This is a genomic window from Actinoplanes sp. NPDC048791 (genome assembly GCF_040650095.1).
Classification (GTDB): Bacteria; Actinomycetota; Actinomycetes; order Mycobacteriales; family Micromonosporaceae; genus Actinoplanes.
Window position 1 is genome coordinate 1 of sequence record NZ_JBEZGQ010000331.1, and the last position, 7,930, is coordinate 7,930.

Annotated in this window: 6 protein-coding genes; 3 read left to right on the forward strand and 3 right to left on the reverse strand. The window is 68.8% G+C overall.

What is annotated here, in order from left to right:
• A partial coding sequence (locus AB0C29_RS23160; RefSeq protein ID WP_360823524.1) for an ABC transporter permease occupies window positions 1-523 on the forward strand: 523 nt, incomplete at its 5' end.
• A gap of 225 nt (window positions 524-748) precedes the next feature.
• The gene (locus tag AB0C29_RS23165) at window positions 749-1,849 is read left to right on the forward strand and encodes a helix-turn-helix transcriptional regulator (RefSeq protein WP_360823527.1); all 1,101 of its coding nucleotides are present in this window, start codon (window positions 749-751) and stop codon (window positions 1,847-1,849) included.
• A gap of 65 nt (window positions 1,850-1,914) precedes the next feature.
• Here the strand turns inward: AB0C29_RS23165 and AB0C29_RS23170 are convergent, their stop codons facing one another.
• Window positions 1,915-2,784 (reverse strand): PAC2 family protein, encoded by an 870-nt coding sequence (locus AB0C29_RS23170; RefSeq protein WP_360543951.1) that lies wholly within the window; start codon window positions 2,782-2,784, stop codon window positions 1,915-1,917.
• 167 nt (window positions 2,785-2,951) lie between these two features.
• Here AB0C29_RS23170 and metH point away from each other — a divergent pair, with 167 nt between their 5' ends.
• On the forward strand, window positions 2,952-6,476 hold the full coding sequence (metH, locus tag AB0C29_RS23175; protein WP_360823530.1) for a methionine synthase: 3,525 nt from the start codon (window positions 2,952-2,954) through the stop codon (window positions 6,474-6,476).
• 160 nt (window positions 6,477-6,636) lie between these two features.
• Here the strand turns inward: metH and AB0C29_RS23180 are convergent, their stop codons facing one another.
• Both AB0C29_RS23180 and AB0C29_RS23185 read right to left on the reverse strand, forming a co-directional pair.
• On the reverse strand, window positions 6,637-7,254 hold the full coding sequence (locus AB0C29_RS23180) for a YdcF family protein (protein ID WP_360823533.1): 618 nt from the start codon (window positions 7,252-7,254) through the stop codon (window positions 6,637-6,639).
• 9 nt (window positions 7,255-7,263) lie between these two features.
• The gene (locus AB0C29_RS23185; protein WP_360823536.1) at window positions 7,264-7,761 is read right to left on the reverse strand and encodes a hypothetical protein; all 498 of its coding nucleotides are present in this window, start codon (window positions 7,759-7,761) and stop codon (window positions 7,264-7,266) included.
• Window positions 7,762-7,930 lie beyond the last annotated feature (169 nt).

Here is a 7,930-nt window from a genome sequence, read left to right on the forward strand (position 1 = left end):
GCAGCGCACCCGCCGCCTCGCCGGCGCGGTGATGCCGGTGGCCCTGTTCACCGGTATCGCCACCGGCACGGTCTACATGCAGGGCATCGAGGACGACGCGGCGGCGGGCACGATCCAGCCCGCGTACGCCCGGGACATCCAGACCCTGAACTACGTCGTGGTCGGCATGATCACGGTGTTCGTAGCGGTCATGCTGGTCAACACCCTGATCGCCGCGACCACGCACCGGCGCCGCGAGTTCGCCCAGCAACGACTGGCGGGGTCGACGCGGGGTCAGCTGCTGGCCATGGTCGGGCTGGAAGGCCTGCTGGTGACGGCGACCGGGGTGCTGTCGGGCTCGGCGGCGTCACTGTTCACGATCCTGCCGTTCGGCTCGGCCCGGGCCGATCGGGTGTGGCCGGATGCCACGCCGGTCGCGTACGTGGTCATCGTGGCGGTGGCGGTCGCGTTGACCGGGCTGTCGCTGCTCGGCACGACCCGCCGTACCCTCCGGGGCCCGGCAGTCGCATCGATCAGGTCCTGAGCGTCTGCTTTTTCCAGCAGCCTCCGCCCCACGGGGCGGGGGCTGCTCCGTGTGTTCGGCCGAATGCTGTCAGCTATATAGCTGGTAGCTTTCACGCGTTCGGGGTCCATCAAGAGGCCCGAGCGGCAGAGGCGCATCGCGGCGGGGCACCTGAGCCTCGTTCTTGGAGTCACGGATCACTTACCGGACGAGTGACCCCATGGTTTGGAGAATGCACGTTGTTCCATGGCGTATTCCCTGGTGAATACCGCTGTTGCCGGCTGGATACGAAACGGATGGCGTCATTCTTCCGGGGGACAGAAACCCGTTGCGCCGCTTCCGGTGGTGACGATCCGGGAGTGCGTTCGTTGTAGAGGTCGCATGCAACTTGCAGGGCATTCTTTGGCTGCTATGTTGCTGATACAACCGAGAGTGCGCAGGCGGGGTGGCATGGAAACCGTGTGGTCTGAGCCGCCCGCCGTCGCACGCCTGCGCGTACGCCGGGCGCTGCGCGAGGCCAGAGAGGCCAGTGGCCTTCGCCAGACACATGTCGCCGACCGGCTCAGCTGGTCCGTGTCGAAGCTCCGGCGTATCGAGGGCGGCGAGGTCGGCGTCTCAATCACCGACCTGAGGGCCCTCCTCGACCTCTACGACGTCCGGGACCCGGTGTTCATCGAGCAGCTGACCAGTTCGGCGGCGGCTTCACGCCGGCAGCGCTGGTCGGTGCCCGCGCAGTTCCGGGCCCGCCTGACGCCCGCCCTGGTGGAACTGCTGCAGTTCGAGCAGGAGGCGACAGCCGTCCGGGCGTATCAGCCCTTCGCCTTTCCGGATGTGCTGCAGACGCAGGCGATGGCTGAGCACCTGCTGGGCACCATCGATGAGTCGCTGTCCGAGCAGGATCGCCAGGTCCGCCTCGACGTCCGGATGATGCGGGCAAGGCACCTGACCGAGCAGGCTGACGCGCCGGCCTATTCCGTCATGCTGGACGAGAGTGTGCTGAAGCGGATGGTCGGCGGCCGTGCGGTGCTGGCCGACCAGCTCGAGGCGATCGTGAGCGCCGCCGAGCGCCCCCACATCCGGCTGCGGATCGTCCCCATGTCCGAAGGCGCCAAGGTCGGCATGCTGGGCGCGTTCACGGTGCTGGATCTGAGCGACGACGGGATCGGTGCCGTCCTCTACCGCGAGTCCGGCACCACCGACCGGATCGTGCAGGATCCCGAAACCGTTAGCTCCTACCGGAACAGATTCGACAATGCCTGGCCGCGTTGTTACAGCGAGGACGACTCTTTATGTCTCGTCCGCACGGAGGCCATGGCGCTCCGGGCGTCGCTGATCCGCCGGCCCTGATCGCCCTGCGCCATTCGAAGCCACCCGCACGAACCCGTTCCGGGGGCCGTGCGGGCGAGCCACGTCTACCAGGAGCCGGCGGTCGGGCCGGCCGAGCCGCCGCGGCGGCGCAGGTACTTCTCGAACTCGGTGGCGATCTCGTCGCCGGTCAGCGGCTTGATGCCCTCGTCGCCGACGCGTTCCTCCAGCTCGCGGACGTAGTCACCGAGCTCGGTGTCCTGCTCGGCGGCGGCCCGGACGCGCTTCTCCCACTCGTCGGCCTCCTCCGCCAGGTCGGCCAGTGGCACCGGCAGGTCCAGCACGTCCTCGAGCCGGCTCAGCAGGGCGAGCGTCGCCTTCGGACACGGCGGGTTGTTCGCGTAGTGCGGCACGTGCACCCAGAACGACAGGGCGTCCACGTCCGCCCGGTCGGCCGCCTCCTGCAGCACGCCGACGATGCCGGTCGGGCCGTCGTAGCGGGTCGGGACGACCTTGTACTTCTCCGCGACCTCCTTCTCCGTCGCCGAGCCGCTGATCGGCAGGGGCCGGGTGTACGGCACGTCCGCCAGCAGGGCACCCAGCAGCACGATGCGGTTCACCTCGAGGCTGTGGCAGACCTCCAGGATCTGCTCGCAGAAGGTGCGCCAGCGCATGCTCGGCTCGATGCCGCGGATCAGCACCACGTCACGCTCGGTGCCGGGCGGGCTGGCCACGCTGAACCGGGTGGTCGGCCAGTCGATCTTGCGCGTCTCACCCTCGGTCATGGTGATCGTCGGCCTGCTGACCTGGAAGTCGTAGAACTCCTCCGGGTCGATGGTGGTGATCTCGCGGGCCTGCCAGACCTGCTCGAGGTGCTCCACCGCAGCCGTCGACGCGTCGGCCGCGTCGTTCCACCCTTCGAAGGCGGCGATCGCCACGGGGGAGCGCAGCAGGGGTAGACCGTCGAACTCTGTCACGGTGCCAACCTTTCGTACCTCACGTACGCAAAGCCTACGTGTCCGCGTCTGATCCCACCCGGCGGCCGCGCCGACCCCGGTCATCGCGTGGAGAGCCCGGTCACAGTGAGTCCACCTGTCGGACACCGATACTCGGCGATCGGGGGATGTGCGATTAGCCTTGCAAGGTGCAGAACTCCTTCCTTGCCGCGCTGACCGATCGCGTCCTCGTCGCCGACGGAGCGATGGGCACGATGCTGCAGGCCGCCGACCTCGACGTGGATGCCGACTTCCAGGGTCTCGAGGGCTGCAACGAGATCCTGAACGTGACCCGCCCCGACGTCGTCCGCGGCGTCCACGAGGCGTACCTGGCCGCGGGGGCGGACTGCGTCGAGACCAACACCTTCGGTGCCAACCTCGGCAATCTGGGCGACTACGACATCCAGCACCGGATCCGGGAGCTGTCGCAGGCCGGTGCCGCGGTCGCCCGCGAGGCGGCCGACGCGCATTCGACCCCCGAGCAGCCCCGGTACGTGCTGGGCTCGATCGGTCCCGGCACCAAGCTGCCCACCCTCGGCCACACGCACTACACCACGCTGCGTGACGCGTACCACGAGAACGCGGCCGGCCTGGTCCTGGGCGGCGCCGACGCGCTGATCATCGAGACCTGTCAGGACCTGCTGCAGACCAAGTCGGCGGTCGTCGGCGCGCACCGGGCGATGGCCGAGGTCGGGCGCAAGGTGCCGATCATCTGTCACGTGACCGTGGAGACCACCGGCACGATGCTGCTGGGCAGCGAGATCGGTGCGGCGCTGACCGCGCTGGAGCCGCTGGGCATCGACCTGATCGGACTGAACTGCGCGACCGGCCCGGCCGAGATGACCGAGCACCTGCGCTACCTGGCGCAGTCGGCGAGCGTACCGGTGTCGGTCATGCCGAATGCCGGCCTGCCGGTGCTGGCCGCCGGCGGCGCCTACTACCCGCTGACCCCCGACGAGCTGGCCGAGGCGCTGGACCGCTTCGTCCGCGAGTACGGCGTCTCGCTGGTCGGCGGCTGCTGCGGCACGACGCCCGCGCACATCGAGGCTGTCGTCAGCCGCGTCCGTGGCCTCAGGGCCGCCCCGCGCGAGCCGCAGCACGCGCCTTCCGCCGCGTCGATCTACCACGAGGTGCCGTTCCGGCAGGACGCCGGCGTGCTGATGATCGGCGAGCGCACCAACGCCAACGGCTCGAAGGCGTTCCGCGAGCCGATGCTGGCCGGCGACTGGCAGGCCTGCGTGGAGATCGCCCGCAGCCAGGCCCGCGACGGCTCGCACCTGCTCGACCTGTGCGTCGACTACGTGGGCCGCGACGGCACTCAGGACATGCGTGAGCTGGCCGGCCGCTTCGCCACCGCCTCGACCCTGCCGATCATGCTGGACTCCACCGAGCCGCAGGTCGTCGAGGCGGGTCTGGAGATGCTCGGCGGGCGCTGCGTGGTCAACTCGGTCAACTACGAGGACGGCGACGGCCCCGGCTCCCGCTACGCCCGGATGATGCCGATCGTCAAGGAGCACGGCGCGGCCGTGGTCGCCCTGACCATCGACGAGGAGGGCCAGGCCCGCGACGCCGACTGGAAGGTCCGGGTCGCGACGCGGCTCATCGACGACCTCACCGGCACGTGGGGCATGAAGCTGTCCGACATCCTGGTCGACTGCCTCACGTTCCCGATCGCCACCGGCCAGGAGGAGACCCGCCGCGACGGCCTGGAGACGATCGAGGCGATCCGGCGGCTCAGCGAGCTGTACCCGGGCGTCAACTTCACCCTCGGCCTCTCCAACATCTCCTTCGGCCTCAACCCGGCGGCCCGCCAGGTGCTCAACTCGGTCTTCCTGCACGAGTGCGTGCAGGCCGGGATGACCAGCGCGATCGTGCACGCCAGCAAGATCCTGCCGATGTCGAAGATCCAGGAGGAGCAGCGCGAGGTCGCGCTGGACATGATCTACGACCGGCGCCGCGAGGGGTACGACCCGCTGCAGAAGTTCCTCCAGCTCTTCGAGGGTGTCGACGTCACGTCGGCCCGCGAGACCCGCGCGCAGGAGCTGGCCGGACTGCCGCTGGAGGAGCGCCTCAAGCGCCGCATCATCGACGGCGAGCGCAACGGCCTCGAGGACGACCTGCTGGAGGCGCTGCAGACCAAGCCGGCCCTGGCGATCGTCAACGACGTGCTGCTCGACGGCATGAAGACGGTCGGTGAGCTGTTCGGCTCCGGGCAGATGCAGTTGCCGTTCGTGCTCCAGTCGGCCGAGGTGATGAAGGCCGCGGTGGCGTTCCTCGAGCCGCACATGGAGAAGAACGAGGACGAGGAGGGCAAGGGCCGCATCGTGCTCGCCACGGTCAAGGGCGACGTGCACGACATCGGCAAGAACCTGGTCGACATCATCCTGAGCAACAACGGCTACGAGGTCGTCAACATCGGCATCAAGCAGCCGATCAACGCGATCATCGAGGCGGCCGAGCAGCACCAGGCGGACGCGATCGGCATGTCCGGCCTGCTGGTGAAGAGCACGGTCGTGATGAAGGAGAACCTGCAGGAGATGGCGTCGCGCGGCGTCGCGGCGAAGTATCCGGTCATGCTGGGCGGCGCGGCGCTGACCCGCGCGTACGTCGAGGACGACCTGCGCTCGCAGTACGAGGGCGAGGTGCACTACGCCCGGGACGCGTTCGAGGGTCTGTCGCTGATGGACAAGGTGATGACCGCCAAGCGCGGCGGCGCCCCGGTGATCGACCCGGAACGCGAGGCCGCGCTGGCAGCCCGCCGGGCCCGCCGCGAGAAGCAGCGCGCGATGGTCTCGGAGAACCTGCCGCCCCTGGACGACACCTCGGTCCGCTCCGACGTGGCCACCGACGTCGACATCCCGAAGGCGCCGTTCTTCGGCACCCGGGTGGTCAAGGGCATCCCGCTGAAGGACTACGCGTCGATGCTGGACGAGCGGGCGACGTTCCTGGGCCAGTGGGGCCTGAAGGCGGCCCGCGGCGGCAGCGGCCCGTCGTACGAGGAACTGGTGGAGAGCGAGGGAAGGCCCCGCCTGCGCTACTGGCTGGACCGCCTGGCGGCAGACCACGTCCTGGAGGCGGCGGTCGTGTACGGCTACTTCCCGGCGTACTCGGAAGGCAACACCCTGGTGGTGCTGGACGAGAACGGCGCCGCGGAAAGGGCCCGCTTCACGTTCCCCCGCCAGCGCCAGGAAAGGCGCCTGTGCCTGGCCGACTTCTTCAAGCCCCGCGGCGCCGACGGCGACCTGGACGTGGTGGCCCTGCAACTGGTGACGGTGGGCCAGCCGATCAGCGAATACACGGCCAAGATGTTCGCCCGCGACGAGTACCGCGACTACCTGGAGGTCCACGGCCTGTCGGTCCAGCTGACCGAAGCCCTGGCCGAGTACTGGCACCGCCGAATCCGCTCAGAACTGACCCTCCCGAACGGCACACCGGTGGGCGCGAACGACCCGACCGACCTGGCGGGCATCCTGAAGAACGACTACCGCGGCTGCCGCTACGCATTCGGCTACCCGGCCTGCCCGGACCTGGAAGACCGGGCGAAGGTGGTCGATCTGCTGGACGCGGGCCGCATCGGGGTGAAGCTGTCGGAGGAGTTCCAGCTGGAACCGGAGCAGTCGACGGACGCGATCATCACCCACCACCCGGACGCCAACTACTTCAACGCCAAGTAATTGGTAGACCTGCGCTGAGCTGCGGACACGCTTCGGTCGATTTCAAGATCAGGCCGTCAGGCGTGTCCGTGGCGCGGCTCAACGACCGATCGACGGCACGCCGGATACGGTCCTCGCTGCATAGCAGCAGACACGCGGCGTGAAACGACCCCCTGGCGGCTCAGAAGTAGGAGCGCTTGCCGAGGAGTTCTGCGGCGCGCCAGATGTGCCGGGCCCGGCGTTCCGCCGTCTCGATTCTCGGCTCCGGGTCGTCGGGCAGGCCGGTGAGGATGATGCGGCTGACCAGGGTGACCAGTGGGCCTTCCCGGCCGGGCCGCTGCTCCGGGACGACCACGCCGACGTAGCCGCGGCGCAGGGTACGCGGTGCTATGACCGTCATCATCCGGTCCAGGTGGTGCTGCTGCGCGACGATCGCGACCGGCCGGTCGTCGCCGAAAAAACCCTCGATCTCCGTACGCAGGAAGTTCGTCACCGTGTCGATGGATCGGCTCTCGGCAACGATGGATTCGCCCGGCACACCTTGCCGGACCAGCTCGGCTTTCATCATCTCTGCCTCGGGCAGCCCATCTCGATGATCGACCGGCGTCTTGTAGCCGGAGCACACGACGCGTCCGCCCGCCGGGCCGGCCACCTCGTCGAAGAGTTGATGGGCCACGGTGAGCCGGGCGAGTGCCTGCTCAGGCAGCCCGAAACCGGTCGCGTCGCGGCCCCGGCCGGGCACCAAGATGTGCGCGATGTCCCGCAGCTCCGCCGTCCCGGGAAGGACCTCCAGACCCATCCCGCCAGGCTAGCGCCCGCGGTTGTACATCGCTGCCAGGCAGGCTTGCAGACGATCATGCCGGAAGATGTAGTGATTGCCGTTCTTTCGCAACACGCCGGAGTCGTGACAGACCTGTAGAAACGGTGCGAAGGCCCACGGTAGCCGGTCGCGTAGGTAGAGCCACAGATGAGCGACCTTGAACGGTGCCCACTGATTCCAGAAGAACACCGCGGCCGCGACGCCGACCGGCAGCGCACTCAGGCTCCAGAAGGCACTCGGCGGGTGGAACATCGGCGCGAAGATCACGTAGCCGCTCGTCAGGGTGATAGTGGCCAGGGCCATCATGCCGATGCCGGAGCGCCGGTCGTTGTTGATCACCTTGAGCGGGTCGGCGGTGCGGGCGCCGGTGCCCGCATCCACCTTGGGCAAGGACCGCAGGACCCGTGCCGACAGCCGTCCGCCGCCGTATCCGACGGTGAGGCCGAGCGCGGCGGCGACCAACACCCAGCTGATGAACGGCCGCATGGTCAGACCCAGCCACCAGTCGGCGGCGTTCGCCGGCCACCACACCGCTCCGGTCGCGAGATAGCAGGTCGCGGCTAGGGCCTGTCCTGCCGATCATCGGAGCCATATCAGGGCGGCGATGAGCAGCAGTGATGAGCGGTAGAGGGCGGCGCGTTTGGCGTAGCGGGTG